This window comes from Microcoleus sp. K1-B1, assembly GCF_036704705.1.
In the GTDB taxonomy this organism is placed as follows: domain Bacteria; phylum Cyanobacteriota; class Cyanobacteriia; order Cyanobacteriales; family Microcoleaceae; genus Microcoleus.
Genome location: NZ_JAUBSH010000111.1, coordinates 1 through 21,772 on the forward strand (window position 1 = coordinate 1; position 21,772 = coordinate 21,772).

Here is a 21,772-nt window from a genome sequence, read left to right on the forward strand (position 1 = left end):
TTTAATAATTTTAGGAATCGCGTATTAGCTTGCTGGTCTGATTAGATAAACTTATAACCATAAGTTCAGGAGAGCCGCTATGTTAAGAAAAACAACGATATATGTGAGCTTTTGTCGATCGATCGGTAAATTGGGCCTTCCTGAGTTGAATTATATTGGCGGCGATTTATTGTAATCGCACTGCTTGAAAATTCTCAAAGCAGACTTAGACTAAAAAACAAGCAATTCATCGAACCATCACCAAACCGAGGACAGCAAGCCCGTAGCACATAGCATTCAAATATGTCATGCTAAGTCAAGAGAAAAGATTCTCGATCGGCTTTTCGGTAGGGTACAGCTAGCGATCGCATACATTTAAAAAACACATCCGTAAATTTATGACCGAGTTTAAACAAGGGCTGGATAAAATGGAGCCCGCAGAACAGACGCACTACCTGGGAATCCTGCCAAGTCAGCTAGCAGCGACTTCAGACTGCGAAAAATTATACAGCTTACTAACAGATTACAATTTTATTAAAGCCAAGCTGTCAACATCGGGAGTACAGGCGCTAATAGAAGATTACGATTTAGCAGCAAATCCCGATATTATTATCTCAGACCAAAAAGCCGACCAACTCAAATTAATCCAAGAAGCAATTCTGCTGTCTGCCCACATTCTAGCCACAGATAAAAGCCAACTAGCCACCCAACTAATAGCCCGCTTGATGTGCTTTGAAAGTCCAGAAATTCAAGCAATGCTAGCACAGGCACAACACCAAACAACCCCCTGGCTGCGACCGCTAACGCCCAGCTTTACTCCTCCCGGCGGGAGATTGCTACGCACCCTCACCGGACATACAGATTGGGTACAAGCTGTAGCAATCACCCCCGACGGTAAGCGGGCAATTTCTGCCTCCTCCGACCACAATCTCAAAATTTGGCACTTAGAAACAGGAGAAGAACTTGCCACCCTCCAAGGTCATCTTACCTACGTCAATGCTGTAGCTGTCACCCCCGATGGCACTAAAGTAATTTCCGGTTCTTGGGACAATACGATTAAAATTTGGGATTTAGAAACTGGACAAGAAATATTTACTTTTGCCGGCGATACTTTTGCCGTAGAAGCAGTAACAGTAACTCCCGACGGCAAGCGAGTAATTTCAGGTTCTTGGGATGGCAGTATTAAAGTTTGGGATTTGACAAGCAGGGAAGTAATTTTTAACTTCAAAGGTCACAGCAGTTTTGTCCAGTCCGTAGCCGTAACTCCTGATAGCAAACGGTTGATTTCCGGGTCGGGAGACAACAGCATGAAAGTCTGGAACCTAGAAACCGGAAAAGAACTTTTTACTCTCACAGGTCATGCAGACTGGGTAAAAAGTGTAGCCGTTACTCCCGACGGCGAAAAAATAATTTCCGGCAGCTACGACGGAACTGTTCAAGTCTGGAGTTTGTCAGAAAGAAAGCAACTTTTTACTTTAGGAAAACACAGCAGTTTCGTTCAAGCTGTGGCAGTCAGTCCCGACGGCAAACGGGTTATTTCGGCTTCCGGCGACAAAACGCTGAAAGTTTGGAATCTGGAAACAAAAGAAGAACTTTTCACTTTTACCAATCACATCGCCCCAGTGAATGCTGTGGCTGTTACTCCCGACGGGCAGCGGATAGTTTCTGGTTCCTCTGACAAAACTCTCAAAGTTTGGCACTTAGAAACAGGCAAAGAAAATTTATCCTTTGCAGGTCACGATGACTGGGTAAATGCTGTAGCAGTGACGGCGGACGGTACGAAAGCGATTTCCGGTTCAGGAGACAACAGCATTAAAGTCTGGAATCTCAAAAACGGACAGGAAATTTTCACTATTTCGGGACATAAAGATTGGGTAAAAGCGATCGCAATCACACCGGATAGCAAGCGAGTAGTTTCGGGTTCCGGCGACAAAACTGTGAAAGTTTGGAATCTAGAAACCGGAAAAGAAATCTTTACTTTCACGGGTCATACAGACTGGGTGAATTCTGTGGCAGTGACGGCAGACGGAACGATGGCAATTTCCGGTTCGGGAGACAAAACTATTAAAGTTTGGAATCTCGAAACAGGAGAGGAACTTTTTACTTTTTCCGGTCATGAGGACGGGATAAAATCTGTGGCAGTTACCCCCGACAGCAAGCGGGTTATTTCGGCTTCCGGCGACCAAACTCTGAAAGTTTGGAGTTTGGGGAAAGAAAAGAATATTTTGGCAAATTTCTGGAATTTAGCCGTCAAAAACCTACTTTTCACTCTCAAAGGTCATGACAGTTTTGTGAATGCTGTGGCAGTTACGGCGGATGGCAAATGGGCGATTTCAGGAGGGCGGGAACACAATTTGAAAGTTTGGGATTTGTCAAGTAGAAAAGAAGTTTTTACTTTGGCAGGTCATGCTGATGCGGTAACATCTGTGGCGACTATGGGAACAAAGGCAATTTCTGTTTCGGACGATAATACTCTCAAAGTTTGGGATTTGTTAAGTCGAGAAGTAATTGCTAGTTTCAGGGGAGATAGTGCTTTGAAAGCTTGCGCTATTGCACCTGATGGGGTGACAATTGTGGTGGCGGAAGCTTCGGGACAGGTGCATTTTTTGAGGTTAGAAGAGGGGAAATAGTCATTAGTCATTAGTTATTAGTTATTAGTCATTAGTTATTATGCCGATCGCACTTTTGCTAAAATTTAAAAGTGCGATCGGTCTTTTCCCCAATCTAGTTTACAATTGTTCCGGGTCAATTCCCATTGATCGCAGTCTTTCTGCCAGTACAGCAGCCCGCTGTTCGGCTTGTTCTGCCCGCAGCCGTTCTTGTTCTGCCCGCTGTTAGGCTTGTTCCAACCTGCGAGAAACCTCCTCATAACTGGCAAAGGGTTCGCCGTCAGGGCGATAAATTTGCAACTCTTCACCCCAGACTCCTCTGTGGAACAGGCGTCCCGCCTGTGAATTCCTGCGGTTCATTAAAAAAAAATCTCACTCAGCATCGAAAATAGGGCAGACACCACCCGCCCTACAAAACTACTTCCTCAGCAACTTCACCCCGCGAATCGAATAATCCAAAAGCTCAATTGGGTGCATTAAAGTAACTTTCTTTCCCTGCAACTCCAAATGCTTCTTAATTTGCAAAGAACAACCCGGATTAGAAGAAGCAATCAACTCCGCGCCAGTATTCAGCAAATTCTCCACCTTTTGCACTCCCAATTCATCAGCAATCTCCGGCTGAAGCATATTGTAAACCCCCGCACTCCCACAGCACAAAGCCGCATCCACAGGTTCTTTTAACTTCACCCCAGGGATTTGTTGCAGCAACTGACGCGGCTGCAAACTAATCTTTTGCCCGTGCAACAAATGACAAGCATCTTGATAAACAATTGTCAAATCTCCCTCAATCAAAGGATTGAGTTTCGCGGTAATTCCCGCACTTGCCAAAAACTCTTGCACGTCCTTAACATTAGCAGCAAATTTCTCAGCTTTCTCCCGATATTGCGGGTCATCTGCTAAAATGTGACCGTATTCTTTCAAAGTGTGCCCGCACCCAGCAGCGTTGATAATCACAAAATCAACGCCAGTATTTTCAAAACTATCAATCATTTGTCTCGCCAAAGATTTCGCCTGTTCCGCTTGGCCTTGGTGTTCCGGCAAAGCAGCACAGCATCCCTGACTTTTAGGAACCACAACCTCGCAACCGTTAGCCGTCAAAACACGCACAGTAGCTTCATTAACTGGCGAAAATAACAGCCGCTGCACGCAGCCTAAAATCACACCGACTCGATAGCGTTTCTCCCCTTGTGCCGGAATTACCTCTGGTAAATTATCCCGGAAAGAATCGACAGTAACTTTCGGCAAAATTGATTCCATCGCCGCCAATCCGGGAAATACTTTTTTCAGCAAACCTGTTTTGCGGACAAGTTTTGGCAGTCCTAATTTTTGATAAATAAACAGCGGTACAAGCAAAGGTCGCAATCTGTGAGGATAAGGGAAGAGATTAAAAATCAGAGTGCGAATTACATTGTCGGAAAAAGTGCGTTCCTGATTTCTAGTAACTTGGTGGCGAGTGGCGGAAATTAATTTGTCGTATTGAACTCCCGACGGACAAGTTGTAACGCAGGCCAAACAGCCCAAACAAGTATCGAAATGCTGTGAGGTTGCTTCGTTTAAAGGTGCGTCGCCTTCGTTAATTGCATCCATTAAATAAATGCGGCCTCTGGGGGAATCCATTTCTTTGCCAAGTACGCGATAACTCGGACAAGTTGACAAACAAAAGCCGCAGTGTACGCAAGTATCGATTAATTTCGGGTCGGGCGGATTGTTGGCGTCGAAACCTGGGATTTCGAGGGTTTGTAAGTGAGGATTTTGTGCTAGAAAATTGCTTTCTTTAGCTGGTTTTAAATCGTCGCTGGGAACTGGAGATTTTTCGGAAGTTTGCATATATATAGCCTTTCTCAGTAATATGAGGTGTCCTTGGGCATTGGGCATTGGGCATTGGGCATTGGGCATTGGGCATTGGCCCGCGCAGGAAGAGTACCTTACTTTCTTTAGAACGGCTGTATAGCAGAAAGAAGGAACAAGAAAAAAGGAATCAAGCCTTAGTTATCAAGGAGAGAATTCAGAAGCAATCGACGCTTGTGTTTCAGCAAAGAAGAACGCCCTAACCGTCAGGAAAAGTTGCTAAATAGCCAGCATAAATCCGTCAAATAAACAAACACTTCTCTTCATTTCTCCTCCTTCGCGGTCTTCGCGCCTTCGCGGTTCGTTAAAAAACAAATCTGGTTCACAAATGACATAGACCGGGATTCAAGAAAGACCCAACTCCTGACTATAAACTTTAAACTAAATACCGCTTATAAAACGATGTGGACTCAAAAGATTTTCCGGGTCAAACTGCTGTTTAATCCGGCGCATTAAATCGATCGCACTTCCAGTATAGCCCCAAACATCTAACCGTTGCTTGATGTCGGTCGGGGCTGCTAAAACAGTCAGAAAACCGCCTTTCGCTTCGCATCCTCTGCGTACCTGCAACAACGTGTCCGCCGTCGCATTCTCAAACCGCAAAACCCCCAAACCGCTACCTGCATGAATCCAAGCGTCCTGTACAGGCAATTCGTTAATTGCCGTTACAGCTTCCGATGGTCTGATTCCTATTTTGCAAATAATTGCCGACTTTGTGCCAGAATCCCACATTGTTTCTGGTAATCTTTGCCATAACTGATGCTCATCATTTTCGCAGCAGCTAGTGCCTTGCAAACCCAACTTTTCGCCAACTTCCAGTAAGCGGGCTGATTGTTGTTTAACACTTTCTGCGATACTTTGAAATCTAACGATTAATCCCGTGCCCTTTCCTAAGCCTAATTTTGCGACTAATTCAGGTGACAGCAAATCAACGGCTGTTGGTGTCAAAGCAGAGGATAATAAGATTTGAGCCGTTTGGGACAAAGCATTAATTTCCCCTGTCAGCACTACGGTTCCCGATGATTCAGGCAGCGGATAAACTCGGAAAGTTACTTGACTGATGACGCCCAAGGTGCCGTAAGCACCAGTAAACAGTTTCATCAAGTCGTAGCCGGCTACATTTTTAACAACTCGACCTCCGCCTACAGCAATTTTACCGTCCGATCGCACAAAGGTAATTCCCAATAGCAAATCGCGCACCCCCCGATAGCGATGCCGCAAGGAACCCGCATCAGCAGTAGCGACAATGCCGCCCAAAGTTGCCTGTTGCGGATATGCTGGATCGATCGGCAAAAATTGACCTGCAGCAGCTAAAATTTGCTGCAAATCCGCCAACTTCATCCCCGCTTCTGCAGTCACGGTTAAATCGCCCACAGCGTGTTGTACAAGTCGATTGAGGCGCGCAGTGCTGACAGCCACAAGCCCCGCTGCATCAGGATATCCCCCTAAATCCCCCTTAAAAAGACCCACTTTGACAACATCTTGCTCCCCCCTTGTTAAGGGGGGCTGGGGGGGATCGGAGTCAAATTTAACTAAACCGCCCCAATCAAGTTTGCTGCCACTGCCACAGGGCAAGACTGCACAGCGATGTTGCTGTGCCCAAGCAATGACAGCCGCCAGTTCTTCCTGAGTATTCGGGTAAACGGTACAATCTATTTTCGTGTCCGGGGCAACTGCTTTTTCTACCCGTTCTTGCCAAGATGGCTCTGTATCTTGCCAGCGACAGATGCCAGCAGCCCCGACAATACTTTCTAATTCTTGTATGCTTACGTAATTTTCGGTAGAAAAAGATTTCATGAAGGTTATCAGACGCCCGGTAAAAAAAATTATCAAAAGAATGCCTAAAACCATTAAATATTAATACGGGCCCGATATTCAAAACATGAAAAAACAAATGTCTCAAAACCGAATTTCTCTGGGAATTACCGGTCTCAACGAAGTGATTGGCGGCGGCCTAATTTCTCAACGCTCTTATCTGGTGCGTGGTGGCCCGGGTACTGGCAAGACTACACTCGGCTTTCACTTTTTGGCTGCTGGTGTGGCTCTGGGAGAAACGCCCCTGTTTATTACTTTAGGAGAACCGGAAGCGCAATTGCGGGCCAATGCCGAAAGTCTCGGTTTTGATATGGAAGCGATGGCGTTTCTGGATTTGAGCCCATCGTCAGAATTCTTTACAGAAGTTCAGACTTATGACATTTTCTCCCCCTCCGAGGTTGAGCGAGAACCGACTACACAAAAGATTATCGAGCGAGTCCAAGCTGTCAAGCCACAACGGGTGTTTTTGGACGCAATCACTCAATTTCGCTACTTAGCTGCGGATGAGTTTCAGTTTCGCAAACAAGTTTTGTCTTTTCTGCGGTTTTTGGTGGAAGGGGGGGCGACGGTGGTGTTTACCTCCGAAGGCACACCAAGTGCTCCCGACGACGATTTGCAATTCATCAGCGACGGAGTAATTTATTTAGAACTGCGCCCTGAAGGACGCGCCCTGTCTGTCACCAAGCTGCGAGGCTCCAACTTCCGCAGCGGCCGCCATTCGCTGCGTCTGACTCAGGCTGGTATGGAGGTATTTCCGCGACTGCTTCCAGACAACTTTCAACAGGATTTTGTTGCTGAAGCAATTTCTTCTGGGGTTCCAGAAATCGACGAACTACTGCACGGGGGACTGGAACGGGGGACTGTGACGGTGATTAGCGGGCCTAGCGGCGTTGGTAAAACGACGGTGGGGGTTCAGTTTATGAAGGAAGCTGCAGGAAGGGGGGAGCGATCGGTAGTTTACATTTTTGAGGAGTCAACTTCTACTCTGCTGCAGCGCTGTGAATCAGTTAACATCCCGGTTGGGGCGATGATGGGGCAAGGAAGTCTTTCGGTGATACCCGTGGAACCTTTGCTCTACTCGCCGGATCAGTTTGCCTGTATGGTTCGCCAGGAGGTGGAGCAGGAAAAGACGCGGATTGTGATGCTTGACAGTATTTCTGGCTATCAGCTTTCGATGCAGGGGCAAGATTTGGTGAACAATTTGCACGCTTTGTGTAAGTATCTGAAGAATATGGGAGTCACCGTTATCTTGATTAATGAGGTAGAAGCCATTAGCGGAGATTTTCGGCTGACCGAGATCGGAATTAGCTATTTGGCGGATAATCTTCTGTTTATACGCTATCTGGAACGCCAACTGCATAATAGGACAGAAATCCGCAAGGCGATCGGAGTAATTAAAAAACGAGTCAGCAATTTCGAGAGAACTCTGCGAGAACTCGAGATTACTCGCTACGGCATCAAAGTCAGCAAACCGATAGCGGGGCTGCGCGGCATTTTGAGTTCGGCGCCGGTGTGGATTGAGGGGGAAGCGGATCAAGATTGAATCGGGGTTTGTCCTGCTGTTTTGGGGCAAGTGCAGCTAATTTTGGAGTCGTGAATCTACTAATGAGTAGGGCGCCCAGCTCACCACTACCTGTAAGGGGCGCACCGCGCACCTCACCACTAGCCTAAGTTCTGGAAAACTTAAATATATTGGTAAATTTGTGTATTTTTCGACTTTTATCGTAGTGTAGTTTTCAATTCTATGAAATTACATTAGGGACACAGGACACGCGGCCGTGTCCTGTAACCCAGCATCTGTAGTTCACTCAACTGAAAACCTATGTAATCCCTCGCCGAAAAGTAAGCTAATACCAGATAAAAAAAGAATCCAACTTTAGGCCCCCTCCCAACCCATATATAATCACTCACTCCCCCTTCTAAAATCTAAAATCTAAAATCTAAAATCTAAAATCTAAAATGGTTATAACCCGTATTCACAGGAAGCTGATCAATGACTGGCACTTCAATAATTTTAGCCGTAGACCGCAATCATCGAAACTTGGAACTATTAGCACAATTTCTCAACAAAGAAGGATACCAGATGATCGCGGCTTATAACTTTGAAGATGTTGCACAAGCTATCAGTCAGCCTGCTAGGATCGGGATGGCTTTAGTAGATATTTCTGGCTTCGATCGCCGGATTTGGGAGTGCTGCGAACAACTGCGAAATCACCAAATCCCTTTTCTGATACTCTCGCCCAAACAAAGCGCTGCCATTCAGCACGAAAGCCTCTGCCACGGTGCTCGGAATATATTGGTAAAACCTTTGATCGTTAGAGATTTGCTGGGAATTGTTCACAGCTTGCTAGGAGAATCTGCGTGAGTCAAATTTTATTGCTTGTCGAACAGAAAGAAAATCGCCGCCTGTTATTAGAATGGTTAGCTGTTTACTATGAGGTATTGCTGCCAAACTCAACAGAAAATAGTGAGGAGTTTTTACCATTTAATCAATCTTTTGATCTGGGGATAATTGACGGTATTTCCCTGAAACGCCACTGGCAATGGGTGGCAGCCCAAAAAGAGGCAGAACACCCGGTATGCTTGCCTTTTCTTTTGATTACATCCCGCTCGGATGTAGGGATGGCAACGCAATTTATTTGGCAAAGTATTGACGATTTGATTATCGCTCCGATCGAGAAGATAGAATTGCAAGCGCGAGTGGAAATTTTGCTGCGATCGCGCCAGTTGTCTTTAACTCTCAAATTGTCTCACGACCAACTCGATCGCACTTTGCAAACAGCCCAAGAACTCAACGAGATGAAAACATCTCTGCTGTACATGATTGCTCACGACGTTCGCAATCCTTTAAATTTCATCATCGGCACTACACAACTTCTTAGCAAGTACAAGTTGACATTAACAGAGGAGAAAACACAAGAACTTCTCGACAAAACTCAAGCAGCCGCCAAAGGTATAGATTTGTTATTAGATGATGTTCTGCTGCTAGGGCGTGTTGAGTCTGGAAAAACAGGCTTTTCCTTGCTACCGATAGACGTAGCAAAGTTATGTAATGAGTTGGTAGAGGAATTTCAGAGCAGCCTGAATTTGAAACCTGAAAATGATCGGGTAACGCTGATTTTTGTCAATCCCTATCAATCTGCTATGGCGTGTTTGGAGGTAAGCTTGCTCCGGCGAATTCTGGGTAATTTGCTGTCCAATGCTATTAAGTATTCTCCCCCAAATACCGAAGTGATTTTTGAATTAAAACTTACTGAAAATGAGGCTATTTTTTCGGTACAGGATTCAGGAATTGGCATACCTGTCGCCGACCAAGAACGGTTGTTTGATTCATTTTACCGGGCTAAAAATGTCGGTAGAATTCCCGGTACTGGACTGGGGCTGAGCATTGTTAAAAAATGCGTGGACTTGCACGGTGGCGAAATTACTTTGATCAGTGAAGAAGGCGTCGGCAGTACATTTACAGTAACGCTGCCGATCGCAAAACCTCGAAAAAAGCAAATCTCGCCTGCAAAGCCTTAAACTAGATACTGGCATTATCTTGGGATTTAAAGACGGGATTTTTTGCAGGATGATAAATGGCTGGTTGCTGATTTTTATTACAACATCGATCGGACGCTTTTGATGGCTTTTTCCTGGGCAATTGCAGCGGAAATTTATTAGGCTCGATCGCACCGATGGCGGAAAATTTACACGGTTTTAAACTGCATCGCGCTGCTGCTATTTCTCTGTCAAAGAGTAACGGGTTATCGCACTTTTTGGGAAATTAGTTTAAGCGGGAAAAAAACTAATTTATCACTGGGATTCACAAAATTAAACTTGTCCGAAACTAGCGAGAAAATACAGTAAAATACTTTATTTTAGGTTTGTTCTTACTTTTTTATACGGACTAATTCAAAGTTCTAAAGGAGCAATAGCTTTAAACAAATTTTCTAGGATAAATCGCAGCAAAGATTGAGTTGCTAATATTAAACCTAATCGAGCTTGGGCGAGTTGTGGCTGTTCTATTTTAACTTCTCCCCAAATTCGGCACTGGCTGTAAAAAATCTGAAATGCTTCGCTCAAACTATTGGCTAATTTGAAATAATTGACAGGTTGTTCGCGTTTTTTCAGCTCAAAAGTAGGATATAAATTGTCTAGCACTGTTAAGAGTTGGGATATTAAACGGCGTTCTGCTGGATGTACTAACCGCAGTCGATCGCCCTCGTCAATCCAAGGGATAGGATTTGGACTCTCCAGCGACCAAATTTGCGGCGCTGTAGCGACATCTGGCTGGGCGATCGAAATTATCCGATCGCGGTGGGCCATTCGCAGCAGGGAACAGCAGCGCGCGTGGCTGTACTGAATCGGAAACAGTCGATCGGCACACACAACAGGAGATAATATTCGAGATTCTGAAACAGGGAGGTTCGTTTGAGCTAAACGCTGCAACCAGACGGCTAAACCTGCATCAGTCAACTCCAACTCAATAATTCCCGCCGGCGCTACTTTAACCGCGAAATCTGGGTAGCACAGCGGTTCGAGAGTTTCGGCCAACTCTGTCGCGATTGTCTGCGGTGTCTGCTGCCAAGTTTTAGCCAATTTCAGGGCGATCGCAGATACGTACACCACCCGCGCGCTATCTTTACTCCGATTTAACGGAAATACTGCACCATTCTCAATTACTTGTTGAGGAACAGACAAGATGCCTGTTCCACAAGAAAATTCATCTCTTGTGGAATGGGCATCTTGCCCGTTCTTGAGAATGGTGCCACCTATGAGATTTAATGGAATTTTCCCTAGTGCCTCTTGCTGGCCGATCGCCCTTTGGAACCTTGAAAGCAAGAAACACTTCACTGTAACTTCCGGGCACTGTGAGATATTTGCTGTATCCATATCGGCTGATTCTACCGTAAGAGCAACGATCGACTGTTACCACTTGCACTGATCTTGTACGTTAAACTGCTGATGTCAGAGATAGTCGATCGGCTCCCCCGGACGGGGCTACATCGAATTAATAGGTTTTCTAGCGATTTTTTTGCTAAATATACAATAATTTACGACAAATTTTTTGCTGAACTCTACCATTTTGATGTATTTTTTGCTACATTGAATTTTTCGGTAAAACTAAGAAAAGTCAGCACAGTTAAGAAGCGTGCAAGCTCGATCGGGGGTTGGTTGTCTCACTTTGTATCGCACTGCTGGCAGAAGCTGTTTTTCTCACTGATTAAATATATCCCAGAGCCTCACTTATGCAATCAACTTCCACACATCTAGAGACTATCGATCGACCTTTTATCACTTGGCAGCGAATTATCGACTGGGCCCAGGAACACTATCGCTGCCGGACTTTTAGCAAAGACGAGCGGATTCCCGCAAGACCCGGACTGCTGTATTTAGTCCAGAAAGGTTCTGTGCGGCTCGTAGGCAGTGCTCAAGTTAGCGCTGCTGCAGCAAAGTCAAAATCCGCTGACAAAACTACAGAAGAAGCTTTTTTGGGCTTCGTCGGCGCAGGTCAGCCCTTTGAACTGGTTGCTCAATCTCCGTTTACTCTCCAAGCTTACGCTCATGCCGATCAAACTCACGTAGTGTGGATGTATTGGCACGACTTGGATAATTGGCCTCACTTTCGTAGAGAAATTTTGGATGCGTTTCGCTACCAACACCAGCGGAAACTTCTCTGGCTGAGCACTTTGGGACAGCGCCGGACGATCGACCGACTGTTGGGATTTCTCACTTTGTTGATCGAGGAGTTCGGCGAACCTTACGTAGGTGATGACGAACCGGATGTGGTTCGGGGCTACCGGCTGCCTTGGGCCTTGACTCACGCTCAAATTGGCAGCGCGATTGGCTCAACGCGGGTGACGGTGACGCGACTGATGGGTAAGTTGCGATCGAAAGGTTTGATTAATACTGAGGATGATAATTTAATCTGTTTGCCAGCTAAGTCTACCCCCCAAAAGACAAAAAACCAAAAACAGGAGGTAGAAGATTCCTTGGAAGATTCCCTGGAAGATGAAGATTCCCTGGAAGATGAAGATTCCCTGGAAGATGAAGATTCTCTGGAAGATGAAGATTCTCTCGAAGAATCTGCATAAAATCCTGCGGGAAATTGCTAACAAACAGCACGTCACTATTAGTTTTGGGCAGTCGCGTTCGATCGCTCGACAGTGTACGATTAATTGTGTAAACTTTTCCCGTTCTCGAAAGGTGCGACTGACAATGACCGATGACAAGCAAAAATCTTCAATCCCGAACAATCAGCAACGGGTGGTATTCTGCGACTTTGACGGCACCATAACTGTTGAAGAAACTTTTGTGGCAATGCTCAAGCATTTCGCACCGGAACTGTCGTCTCAACTGATGCCTGAAATATACGCTAGAAGGCTGAGTTTGCGATCGGGAGTGCGGCAGTTACTAGAGTCTATTCCCTCGGAACGTTACGGGGAAATTGTGGAATTTTCTAGGGGAAGGCTGATGCGGCCGGGATTGTTGGAATTGCTGGATTTTTTGGACGAGAAAAAGGTGGATTTTGCGATCGTTTCCGGCGGTCTTCGGGTCATGGTAGAGACGGTAATGGGCGATTTGGTACACCGGGCGAGCGTTATTTATGCTGTGGATGTGGACGCTAGTGGCCCTCGCTTGCAAGTCAATTCTGAGTTTGAAGGAGATGAGGAATTGGTGTCTAAGGTGCGGGTGATGGGCCAGCACCCGGCCGAGGAACAGGTGGCGATCGGAGATTCGCTGACGGATTTTAATATGGCTTTGCAGGCTTCGTCGGTGTTTGCGCGCGATCGGCTTGCCGAGTATCTAGACGAACAACAAAAGCCTTATACTAAATGGGATAATTTTTTTGATATCTTGGAAACTTTGTCCCAAAAATGGAATTGAAACTATCGCCTTTCTCAGGTAATATAAATTCCGTTTGCATCGGTATTGTATGATGTTAAATTTTGTAGGGGCGGGTTCACCAACAATAATTGCCCATAATAAACAATATAATAAACCCGCCCCCATGCAGATAATTCCGATGCTACCGAATTTGATATAACGTGTGCACGGATTACCCTACGTTTAGATAGACCAGCGCAATTCCTATTAACGTAAAAAGTAGATTAAAAACTGAGGATTTGTAAAGAATGAGTGGCGATTTGAGATCGGATTTAATTGCAGCAGCCAAACATTTTTACGATCGCGGTTGGATGGTTGGGACTGCTGGCAATCTTTCAGCCCGCTTACCAGATGGCAGTTTTTGGATTACTGCTAGCGGCCGCGCGAAAGGGCAGTTAACTGAACAAGATTTTATCAGAATGAACTCAGACGGCGCAATTGTCGAGCAACCTGTTGCCGACAGCCGCCCTTCGGCCGAAACCAGCATTCATTTAGCCGTTTACAATTGTTTTCCAGACGCTAAAGCTTGCTATCACGTCCACTCCATCGAGGCAAATTTAGTTTCTCGGCTAACCGCAGGAGATGCAGTGCCTTTACCCGCGATCGAAATGCTGAAAGGTTTGGGGGTGTGGGAGGAAAACCCGCAAGTGTCGATACCCCTCTTTACAAATTATTTAGAAGTCCCTAAGATAGCCAAGGAAATTTGCGAATTTTTTGCCATTTCTGCGCCCTCTGTACCCGCTTTGTTAATTCGCGATCACGGCATCACAGTCTGGGCAGACTCGCCAGCCACCGCCTACAATTACGTAGAAATTGTAGAATACATTTTTCGCTATACGATCGCAGCCCGCCAATTAAATTTAGATTGAAGATTTGGGATTTGAGATTGATCGGTGCATGAATTCGGAATTATGTAGGGTGCGCCTAAGCACCTTACCGCTATGACCCCTATGATTAGCCTCTCAAATTAATTTTTGTATCCCGGACTCTAGGAAACGAGCAAATATTCAAAAGAGGCAAAAGTTATGGCTAAATATACTAGGATTTTATCCATAGATGGAGGCGGAATTAGAGGAATTATCCCCGCGCAAGTTTTAGTTAGCATTGAGTCAAAGCTGCAACAAAAAAGTGGCAACCCAGATGCGAGAATAGCTGACTATTTTGATTTAATCGCGGGAACGAGTGCGGGAGGAATTTTAACTTGCATCTATTTGTGTCCAGATGCCGAAAATCCTAGCAGGCCTCGGTGGGCTGCCCAAGACGCTGTTAATTTTTCGATTAAGAGTGGCCGCGACGTTTTTCAGACTTCATTTTGGCAAAAAGTCAGATCTCTAGATGGTTTGAGAGATGAGAAATATCCCAGTGATCCCTTAGAAAAATTATTTTGGGAAAATTTTAGAGATTACAAACTCAGCGAACTGCTAAAACCTTGTTTAATTTCCAGCTACGACATCGAAAGGAGAAAAGCTCACTTCTTCGATCAAATAGATGCTCAAAAATGTCCAGCAGAAGACTATTTTATTAGAGATATCGTCAGAGCCACATCGGCAGCTCCCTCTTATTTTGAGGTTTCTAAACTCTACTCTTTTAGCAATGAATGCTACGCTTTAATTGACGGGGGAGTATTCGCAAACAATCCCGCACTTTGTGCCTATGCAGAAGTTAGAAATAAATTCAGAATTCCTGACAATGACTCCTACCGAGGCCCGACAGCAAAAGACATGGTAATTTTATCCTTGGGTACCGGAGAAGCTCAGAAAAAATACCCCTACGAAAAAGTAAAAAATTGGGGTCAACTTGAGTGGGTTGAGCCTTTGATTAATATCATGATGACGGGAGTTGCGGAAACTGTAAATTATCAACTAATTCAAATTTATGATGCGGTTGAAAGACCGAATCAATATTTGAGAATTACTCCCGATTTGAGCCACGAACAACCGCTGCCCATTGATGATGCCTCGGAAGAGAAGATATCGGAACTGCTGAGAATTGGCAAGGATCAAGCCGAAAAGAATAATGAACAGTTGGATAAGTTTATCGACTTGTTACTTGCGGAGTAGTCCTAGGGTTTGAGATTTTAGATTTTAGATTGGGAAATGAGTGATGATTACCACAGAATCAATCAGTGCCAATCTAAAGTCTAAAAAGGTAGAGTACACCAACCGCAGGCCAAGCCGACTGAAAATATATGTTGACAAATCGTGCAATAATTGCTGTAGGATTGCCTAAAATCTCTATGTGGCAGTGCTTCGCCCTGTTTGCAATTAATCGCGAGCCCTCAGTCATTGGTTAAAAAATACCAAGAAAAGTACGATCGACATTTAGATGAAACCTTCAATAACAGGTGGTTTCAGCGGTTTTTTGTGACGTTGTTCCTGGGTGGCCAAGTGCTGCTACGCATAGTCCAAGGCAAAATTGACCGCCGCAAAATCATGGAACATTTAGTAACAGTAGGCCTGGATTCTTTCCGTTCCGTGCTGCTAATAGCCTTTTTTGGCGGCATGATTTTTACATTTCAATCAGCCAGAGAATTGGTTCGCTTTGGGGCGGTTGGGGCGATGGGAGGTGCGTTTGCTGTGGCATTTTGCGGCGAATTAGCACCACTTTTAACGGCGGGCGTGGTGGCGGGACAAGTAGGTTCGGCCTTTGCGGCGGAGATAGGAGAAATGCAGGTGACGGAACAAATAGACGCCCTGTATATGTTAAGAACAAATCCGGTTGATTATTTAGTAGTGCCGAGGGTGATAGCTTGCTGCATCATGCTGCCGATTTTAACAATTTTTTCGGTAGCGGTGGGGATTTTGGGCGGGCTATTTGTAGCGGTTCATTTTTATAATTTGGAACCGTCGGTATTTTTGGAATCGGTGCGGACTTTTTTGGGGCCTTGGGATTTAGTAACTGTGGTGATTAAAAGTTTTATTTTTGGGTTAATAATTGCCCTTGTCGGTTGCGGTTGGGGATTGACGACGGTGGGCGGAGGGAAAGGAGTAGGCCAAGCTGCAACGGCGGCGGTTGTGACTTCGTGGGTGTTGATTTTTGTGGCGGATTTCTTTTTATCGCTGTTGATGTTTCACGAGTTTAGGATGCTCAAAAGTTGATAATCTTGGCGATTATAGCAGGATTCAGGAGTCAAGACGCTTAAATATTAAGGGTTTGAACAATCATCAACCCGAATGCCACCAGGATTTCTATAAAATAACATGAAGATTTTTTTAACCGCAGATGAACGCAAATAAACGCCGATAAAATTGCATCAGCGTTCATCCGTGTTAATCCGCTGATATCTGCGGTTGAAAACTCTCAACTTTAGATGGTAGATTGGAGAAAGGAGGCCGATACACTCGAATTGCCTGAATAGGCACTTTCCCATCTGTTTCGGGGACGATTTCGAGGGTGTGTTTGGAGTTGCTCAAATTCTGAGCCAATGTTGTAGAATACTCGCGGCTTGAATCTGTAATTTGTGGAGGAACGTATGAATCAACAAACATTGGTCGCACCTGCCAGGAAATTTCAAAGCCTTTAGGCGTCGGTTTTTTAGAGTAGTCATAAGAATTTTTCAGCCACCAGTTTCTCGGTTCAATCACGACGCGGCCAGAGTTTGAGACAAACATTTCGTCGTTTGTACCGCTGCCGTCGTAACCTGTTTTAGAACCTACAACGTCAAATTTAAACTTGCTGGCGTTGCTGTTAATTTCAGTAATTACGGCTTTCCAATCTTCGACGATTAGCGGTTTTGGGCTGGATACTTGGATGATTGCTGGCCAAGAGACGCCAAGGCTAACGCTAGGTCTGGTGATGCTGTAAAGTTCAGGAAATTCTGAGGGTTTTTTGCCGTCGATCGCAATTCTAGCAGAAATTGCCTTGCCGTTGAAGGTTTTATCGGCGATCGCATCTATTCTATTTCCTTCAAATTCTAAAACCAACTTGCCATTTTGCCACTTAACATCGCTGCCAACCGTATAGGTTTTCACTAAATCCTGCGGCGGTTGAGAAGAATTTGGATTGTATCGCAGGTGCGGTTTTATGAGAGCAGCTAGGAGAAAGTTTCCCCAATCGTTAAGGTGAATGCTGTCGCTCAATAGCTGTTGTGGCTGCAAGCGATTATCTTTCAAATACCTGCGCCAAGGTTCCCGAATTTCGGCGATTTCGCAGCCGTATTTATCGGCCAACTCTGGCAGCCATTGAGTAGAATGAGTGTTGTGCCATTCGTATCTGCTGACTGAATTTGGATCGTCGCTGTTGCCGGTCGGCATCCAGTCGATGTGGTCTGAATGCAAGAGTATTTCGCTAGCAGTGCGGCTGCGGACATTGGCAATTATGGCTTCGTAATCTTCACCGCCTCCGTAGACGTGAAAAATGAGCAAGTCTGGATAAAAAGGATACAAATCATGTTCGCTGGGACGGATTAAAATCGGGGCGGCAAATCCTCCGATTGCTCTATTTTCCACAATCAAATCTGCATTGGGAAATCGCTGTCTCAAATCCTTTACTACATCTTTCCACCAATCTTGTTCTGTGATGGACTGACCGTAGAATAGAATACGCACTTGGCGGCGGTTTGTTGGAGTGCTAGCTGCAAGTAGCCCCATCGTCCTTTGAATCCTCGCTCCAAAAGTAGCATTATTTTCAATAGGAGCGGGTGGGGGGAATGGGGTATCGGCAGCTATTTTTTTGATGAGCGGAACTAACAGAAAGCTCAGACACAAAAAAAGCAGCCACAAGTAGCGATAAATCTTGGATTTTCTGCTATTTCCTTGGTGTTTTGCCATTGTTTTATTTTTTCCTGTCCGTTTCACTTGGCTCAAGGCGACTGTGGGATGAATGCTACGCCTCTAATCATTAGCTGTAGTGTGCTTATGGGCGCACCTCACCAGTAGCTGTAGTGTAGGCTGTATGGAAATATATTACCAAATTGAGCGAGCCAAAAAGTGATATAATGCCTGCTAATTAATTGCAGGAGATCGATCGCACGTCAAATGGATTACAAAACAGCCCGCAGTTTTCTGATCGACCAAGGAACCGCCCTGGAAACCAAGAAAAATCCCGACGCCTTCCTGATGCGTCTCAAACAAGGTCAACCGCCCGTACCCGGACAGGTGACATCGATTTTATTAGCTTTAAAAATATTGTTTGAAGGGCTGCAAGAATCTCCAATGCTCGATCGACAATTAATCTCGGCACTGCATTTACTGTCAGTAGAAGGTTTGCAGCAATTTGAAGCTGGACTCCGCAGAGGAGTTTCTTGGCCACCGCTGCTGAAGGAAGACTTAAATCGAATTGCGATCGCCGTCAAGAATATTTTTTCCGGCGTCTGGCAATAATTAGCTCAGCAACCACCGAACCCGATACTCACCGCCAGCAGACTAAATTTTTTTTCTACAATTATTTGTAAAATTTTATGTTAATCTTGCTACATTTACCCTCCAATTGTGGCATCTTAATATAAGAATCAGTTCTCACAAACACTTGGAGAGACTACCATGAACGCCGAAGAAAAAGCTAGACAACTAATTGCACGAGAAAGGCAGCATAGCGAACACTTGCACGAATCTATGCTCAACCGTTCTTCCCACGAGCTAGAAACACATGGGGAGGGAATTGCTGAAGAAAAAGCCAGAGAATTAATGGCTCAAGAAAGGCAGCACAACGAACACCTGCACGACTCTATGTTAAGCCGTTCCTCCCAAGAGGTAGAGGCATCGATCGCACCCGATGACACTGACAAATAAATTTTGTAAACACAAGACTTACGGAAACATACAAATAAACCTGGTTTTTATACCATTTTTCATACCATAACAAAGGGCTGTAAAAATGTTTTTGTATAAACAACCAGGTTTCTGAGTCCTGCAATAGTTCAGCACAGCAAAACTATACTCAAATCGAGGATAATTTTAGGTGCAATCAAAACAGCCCTTGCTCGGTTTGCAGCCGCTATCACCGGGAGCATCTCAATGAAAGCAGCTAAGCTAGAAATTGGGGTTTGGAGGCAGGAGACAGGAGGAAAGAGTCAGAAAGAAGGAGCAAGAAGAAGTGTTTTTACAAAGATGAGATGCTCCCCTATCCCCAACCTCAAAGCGCCAAATATAGCAAGAGAAAATGCCTATTTCTACTGCTCACGAAAGCTTTCCAGGGATGCCAAAAGAGCTGGCAGTCCCGCTAGCGCGGCCGACACCAGAGCCTCATCTTTGTAAACTCGCGATCGCAGAATACGGGTACTTTTAGACGCAGAGGTGAAAGAGCCTCGCCGTTGGGAATTTTCGGTTTCAAGCCGCCCTAAATTTTTTGTTTCTCGCGTCACGCACAACATAGCAGTATCCTCGCAGTATCGTCAATTAATCCCTAAATATGCGCCCGTAAAATTTCTCACGGCTTGCTGTATGTTTCTATTATTACTCAGATAGGTAACAGAGATGAAAGCATGAAATAATTATTCACGATAGCTAGGGATCAACTTAAACTGCTTAAGGGCTTTTATTAATTTGTTACAGGGCGCGGGTTTGTTTCAGCCGCCCACAGCGACACAGACACCAGCAACCACAATCACCGATTTCATAGGAGGAACGCGGATCAATGATGCTAACTCTTAGTCCAGCAACAGTGATAAGTCAAATCAAACCGACTGTCGAAATCTTGCGCGACGGAGACTACCGCTACCGAGACTCCTTTGCGATCGATCGACCTTTCAGAGAAATCCAATTTCGCAAACAAGACAGATACATCACCGGCAGCGATTCAGACAAACGCACGGGCAAAAGTTACTGCTTCCGGGGCATCCCGCAGCAGAACAACATTATTAACATCACGGTAGCGATCGAAATTTCCCCAAAAACAGCCCAGAAAATCGAGTGGAAATTAGCACCGGGAAACCCCATTAATTTCGACAGGCTTTATCCACTGCAAGCAGGGCCGGGATTAGAATTGTACAAATGTTTGACAGCATTTTTACCAAAGTTGAAGGATTAGTTATTGGTTACTTATTAGTGGTTATTTCTTAATCACTTTGGCTTGTTAATAACCAATAACATTCGTTAACAGTTAACAATTAACCGTTAACAATTAACCGTTAACAGTCAACAGTCAACAGTCAACATTTAACTCCCTAAGAACCTGCATTTTCCAATTCTTCCCGCAGCATTTCCCGGTAGACTTTTGGCAAACGAGAACTCATAGAATTGGTTTCAATTCCATATCCCAAACTCGTCCAAGTTCCCGAAAGCATCCGCAATACATCCGTTAATCTTTCCTGTCGCAACATCTCAGAAATATCAGCTTTCCAAAACTTGCGATCGCTCAACCAAGCATAAACCACAGCATCCTGATCTTCTGGTTCAAAACTGTAATCTTCCCAAAATAAAAAATTAGCACGACGCGCCTGATAGCGCTTAGCCTTCTCCTTCCAAGTCGTAGTCAGAAATTGATACCTGCCCGCTGCCGTAGTACACTTGCCCCGATTCGGGCCATTAACAATCTTCACGCACCAGTCAGGATGGCGGCTCAAATCTAATATATATTTGCCACCGTAAACAACGTGATAAGGCCGAGAAACATTCGACTCGCTAGCAGAAATAGTACGCATCAGCGCCCGAATATAAGGATCGCCCGTTTTCATAGCCAGCGGCGGGAATTTTCCCCGCCCGCTTACCGACTGCGATAACTGCTGATTTCCCCGCAAATTAGCAACCAAAAAAACACCGCCGCCAATCACAGCGCCGATTAAAAGTATAAATCCGAGGATTTGAATTTCCGATCGCCTCAGCAAACTTCTTTTTCGACGGCTTAATTTCTCAGCTTCTAGCCAAGTCATTTCCATTTCCGAAATTTCGGCTAATTTTCGAGCCGCCCGCATCCGGCGCACCCGAAAATCGTATTGATATAGCGGCGCTGCTACCAGCGTTAGACTAGATAAAACCCCCGCCAATTTTATCAGCCAGAAATCTAATTCACCGGCTACGGCAACATTTGTCAGAGTAGATATTCCTGTTAGTAATTGAGCCGGATCGATCGATCGCGCTGGCCAATAAAAAATCGCAAGTTGCACCAACAGCGACAGATTAAAGGCAAAAAAAATCACTACAACAGCATTCAATCCTTCTCGCAAGTGCGATCGAATACCCGTATGCCGGCGCTTGAACTTGCGCGCAACGCGAAAGCGCCCCGGCAGCATAATTAGTAAGGGATTTAAGATTTTGACTGCTAAAAAGTGACAAACAAAAAACACAGGCAACTGAATTAGCCAAGCCGCCAGCAGTAGAGTCAGAAAGCCGATATCGTCGCTGACAAAAGGAATGCCCCTGCGAAGGACAAAACTAAAACTCTGAGCGAGAGCAAATGCCCTTAACCACGAAATCGGATAGGGGAACCAAGCTGGCCACTTGAGAGTTTTCATGCTGAGAGAGGGAAATTTCAACGGCGAATCATAAAACTATAAAGATTTTGCCAGATTTGGCGATCGGAAAATAGTTGTAGGGTGCGTCAGCCCCAATCTTTGACCCAACTCACATCTTGCACCATTCTCGATAAGCCTTTTTTGGGCGGGCAGGATAAGCCTTTTTTGGGCCGGCAGGATGCCCGCTGACAGGTGTAGGTTTTTTACGACTGGGTAGTATAAAGTCAATTAAACCAGGCGAAAATAAGGGTGATTCAACGAA

General features: G+C 45.1%; 18 protein-coding genes and 1 pseudogene. 13 read left to right on the plus strand and 6 right to left on the minus strand.

Annotation, left to right across the window (positions count from 1 at the left end):
* The first annotated feature begins 365 nt into the window (after positions 1 to 365).
* Entirely contained in the window at positions 366 to 2,609 is a 2,244-nt protein-coding gene (locus tag QUA83_RS26365; RefSeq protein WP_333296930.1) for a beta-propeller domain-containing protein, read from the plus strand.
* A 99-nt stretch (positions 2,610 to 2,708) separates the two neighbouring features.
* Here the strand turns inward: QUA83_RS26365 and QUA83_RS30665 are convergent.
* The 3 genes and pseudogenes from QUA83_RS30665 to QUA83_RS26380 all read right to left on the minus strand — a co-directional run.
* A pseudogene (locus QUA83_RS30665) lies at positions 2,709 to 2,897 on the minus strand (Uma2 family endonuclease); the annotation flags it as partial.
* 108 nt (positions 2,898 to 3,005) lie between these two features.
* Positions 3,006 to 4,415, minus strand: a complete 1,410-nt coding sequence (locus QUA83_RS26375; RefSeq protein WP_333296916.1) for a heterodisulfide reductase-related iron-sulfur binding cluster — start codon at positions 4,413 to 4,415, stop codon at positions 3,006 to 3,008.
* Between the two features lie 402 nt (positions 4,416 to 4,817).
* Positions 4,818 to 6,233, minus strand: coding sequence for an FAD-binding oxidoreductase (locus QUA83_RS26380; RefSeq protein WP_333296917.1), 1,416 nt, complete (start codon positions 6,231 to 6,233; stop codon positions 4,818 to 4,820).
* A 97-nt stretch (positions 6,234 to 6,330) separates the two neighbouring features.
* Between QUA83_RS26380 and QUA83_RS26385 the strand changes: the two genes are divergently transcribed.
* From QUA83_RS26385 to QUA83_RS26395, 3 genes are all read left to right on the plus strand, one after another.
* Complete coding sequence (locus tag QUA83_RS26385) at positions 6,331 to 7,794, plus strand: ATPase domain-containing protein (protein ID WP_333296918.1); 1,464 nt, start codon at positions 6,331 to 6,333, stop codon at positions 7,792 to 7,794.
* Positions 7,795 to 8,244: 450 nt separating this feature from the next.
* Positions 8,245 to 8,616 (plus strand): response regulator, encoded by a 372-nt coding sequence (locus tag QUA83_RS26390; protein WP_333296919.1) that lies wholly within the window; start codon positions 8,245 to 8,247, stop codon positions 8,614 to 8,616.
* A complete protein-coding gene (locus QUA83_RS26395; RefSeq protein WP_333296920.1) occupies positions 8,613 to 9,773 on the plus strand; it encodes a HAMP domain-containing sensor histidine kinase in 1,161 nt (386 codons plus the stop codon). The genes QUA83_RS26390 and QUA83_RS26395 overlap by 4 nt, the downstream gene beginning before the upstream one ends.
* A 372-nt stretch (positions 9,774 to 10,145) precedes the next feature.
* Here the strand turns inward: QUA83_RS26395 and QUA83_RS26400 are convergent, their stop codons facing one another.
* On the minus strand, positions 10,146 to 11,126 hold the full coding sequence (locus tag QUA83_RS26400) for a DALR anticodon-binding domain-containing protein (RefSeq protein ID WP_333296921.1): 981 nt from the start codon (positions 11,124 to 11,126) through the stop codon (positions 10,146 to 10,148).
* Positions 11,127 to 11,482: 356 nt separating this feature from the next.
* Here QUA83_RS26400 and QUA83_RS26405 point away from each other — a divergent pair, with 356 nt between their 5' ends.
* The 5 genes from QUA83_RS26405 (at position 11,483) to QUA83_RS26425 (ending at position 16,219) form a co-directional block, all read left to right on the plus strand.
* The gene (locus QUA83_RS26405; RefSeq protein ID WP_445301816.1) at positions 11,483 to 12,328 is read left to right on the plus strand and encodes a Crp/Fnr family transcriptional regulator; all 846 of its coding nucleotides are present in this window, start codon (positions 11,483 to 11,485) and stop codon (positions 12,326 to 12,328) included.
* Entirely contained in the window at positions 12,246 to 13,121 is an 876-nt protein-coding gene (locus QUA83_RS26410; RefSeq protein WP_333296922.1) for an HAD-IB family phosphatase, read from the plus strand. The genes QUA83_RS26405 and QUA83_RS26410 overlap by 83 nt, the downstream gene beginning before the upstream one ends.
* Positions 13,122 to 13,369: 248 nt before the next feature.
* A complete protein-coding gene (gene mtnB / locus QUA83_RS26415; RefSeq protein ID WP_333296923.1) occupies positions 13,370 to 13,990 on the plus strand; it encodes a methylthioribulose 1-phosphate dehydratase in 621 nt (206 codons plus the stop codon).
* Between the two features lie 156 nt (positions 13,991 to 14,146).
* Positions 14,147 to 15,181 (plus strand): patatin-like phospholipase family protein, encoded by a 1,035-nt coding sequence (locus QUA83_RS26420; protein ID WP_333296924.1) that lies wholly within the window; start codon positions 14,147 to 14,149, stop codon positions 15,179 to 15,181.
* 225 nt (positions 15,182 to 15,406) lie between these two features.
* On the plus strand, positions 15,407 to 16,219 hold the full coding sequence (locus tag QUA83_RS26425) for an MlaE family lipid ABC transporter permease subunit (RefSeq protein ID WP_333296925.1): 813 nt from the start codon (positions 15,407 to 15,409) through the stop codon (positions 16,217 to 16,219).
* Positions 16,220 to 16,390: 171 nt separating this feature from the next.
* Here QUA83_RS26425 and QUA83_RS26430 read toward each other — a convergent pair whose 3' ends face one another.
* A complete protein-coding gene (locus QUA83_RS26430; RefSeq protein ID WP_333296926.1) occupies positions 16,391 to 17,890 on the minus strand; it encodes an SGNH/GDSL hydrolase family protein in 1,500 nt (499 codons plus the stop codon).
* Positions 17,891 to 18,097: 207 nt separating this feature from the next.
* Here QUA83_RS26430 and QUA83_RS26435 point away from each other — a divergent pair, with 207 nt between their 5' ends.
* The 4 genes from QUA83_RS26435 (at position 18,098) to QUA83_RS26450 (ending at position 20,087) form a co-directional block, all read left to right on the plus strand.
* Positions 18,098 to 18,442, plus strand: coding sequence for a hypothetical protein (locus tag QUA83_RS26435; RefSeq protein WP_015174589.1), 345 nt, complete (start codon positions 18,098 to 18,100; stop codon positions 18,440 to 18,442).
* 159 nt (positions 18,443 to 18,601) lie between these two features.
* Positions 18,602 to 18,850: a hypothetical protein gene (locus tag QUA83_RS26440; RefSeq protein ID WP_333153951.1), complete on the plus strand. Its 249-nt coding sequence runs from the start codon at positions 18,602 to 18,604 to the stop codon at positions 18,848 to 18,850.
* Between the two features lie 370 nt (positions 18,851 to 19,220).
* Complete coding sequence (locus QUA83_RS26445; protein WP_333296927.1) at positions 19,221 to 19,346, plus strand: hypothetical protein; 126 nt, start codon at positions 19,221 to 19,223, stop codon at positions 19,344 to 19,346.
* A 348-nt stretch (positions 19,347 to 19,694) separates the two neighbouring features.
* Positions 19,695 to 20,087 (plus strand): hypothetical protein, encoded by a 393-nt coding sequence (locus QUA83_RS26450; RefSeq protein WP_333296928.1) that lies wholly within the window; start codon positions 19,695 to 19,697, stop codon positions 20,085 to 20,087.
* A gap of 136 nt (positions 20,088 to 20,223) precedes the next feature.
* Here QUA83_RS26450 and QUA83_RS26455 read toward each other — a convergent pair whose 3' ends face one another.
* Complete coding sequence (locus QUA83_RS26455) at positions 20,224 to 21,510, minus strand: glycoside hydrolase family protein (RefSeq protein WP_333296929.1); 1,287 nt, start codon at positions 21,508 to 21,510, stop codon at positions 20,224 to 20,226.
* Positions 21,511 to 21,772: the final 262 nt, after the last annotated feature.

What these genes read in the sequence shown, in the direction of transcription:
- QUA83_RS26375 (WP_333296916.1), bottom strand. Translation starts at nt 4,415, where the DNA reads ATGCAAACTTCCGAAAAATCTCCAGTTCCCAGCGACGATTTAAAACCA.
- QUA83_RS26380 (WP_333296917.1), bottom strand. Translation starts at nt 6,233, where the DNA reads ATGAAATCTTTTTCTACCGAAAATTACGTAAGCATACAAGAATTAGAA.
- QUA83_RS26385 (WP_333296918.1), top strand. Translation starts at nt 6,331, where the DNA reads ATGTCTCAAAACCGAATTTCTCTGGGAATTACCGGTCTCAACGAAGTG.
- QUA83_RS26390 (WP_333296919.1), top strand. Translation starts at nt 8,245, where the DNA reads ATGACTGGCACTTCAATAATTTTAGCCGTAGACCGCAATCATCGAAAC.
- QUA83_RS26400 (WP_333296921.1), bottom strand. Translation starts at nt 11,126, where the DNA reads ATGGATACAGCAAATATCTCACAGTGCCCGGAAGTTACAGTGAAGTGT.
- QUA83_RS26405 (WP_445301816.1), top strand. Translation starts at nt 11,483, where the DNA reads ATGCAATCAACTTCCACACATCTAGAGACTATCGATCGACCTTTTATC.
- QUA83_RS26410 (WP_333296922.1), top strand. Translation starts at nt 12,246, where the DNA reads ATGAAGATTCCCTGGAAGATGAAGATTCCCTGGAAGATGAAGATTCTC.
- mtnB (WP_333296923.1), top strand. Translation starts at nt 13,370, where the DNA reads ATGAGTGGCGATTTGAGATCGGATTTAATTGCAGCAGCCAAACATTTT.
- QUA83_RS26420 (WP_333296924.1), top strand. Translation starts at nt 14,147, where the DNA reads ATGGCTAAATATACTAGGATTTTATCCATAGATGGAGGCGGAATTAGA.
- QUA83_RS26430 (WP_333296926.1), bottom strand. Translation starts at nt 17,890, where the DNA reads ATGGCAAAACACCAAGGAAATAGCAGAAAATCCAAGATTTATCGCTAC.
- QUA83_RS26435 (WP_015174589.1), top strand. Translation starts at nt 18,098, where the DNA reads ATGGATTACAAAACAGCCCGCAGTTTTCTGATCGACCAAGGAACCGCC.
- QUA83_RS26440 (WP_333153951.1), top strand. Translation starts at nt 18,602, where the DNA reads ATGAACGCCGAAGAAAAAGCTAGACAACTAATTGCACGAGAAAGGCAG.
- QUA83_RS26445 (WP_333296927.1), top strand. Translation starts at nt 19,221, where the DNA reads ATGCCTATTTCTACTGCTCACGAAAGCTTTCCAGGGATGCCAAAAGAG.
- QUA83_RS26450 (WP_333296928.1), top strand. Translation starts at nt 19,695, where the DNA reads ATGATGCTAACTCTTAGTCCAGCAACAGTGATAAGTCAAATCAAACCG.
- QUA83_RS26455 (WP_333296929.1), bottom strand. Translation starts at nt 21,510, where the DNA reads ATGAAAACTCTCAAGTGGCCAGCTTGGTTCCCCTATCCGATTTCGTGG.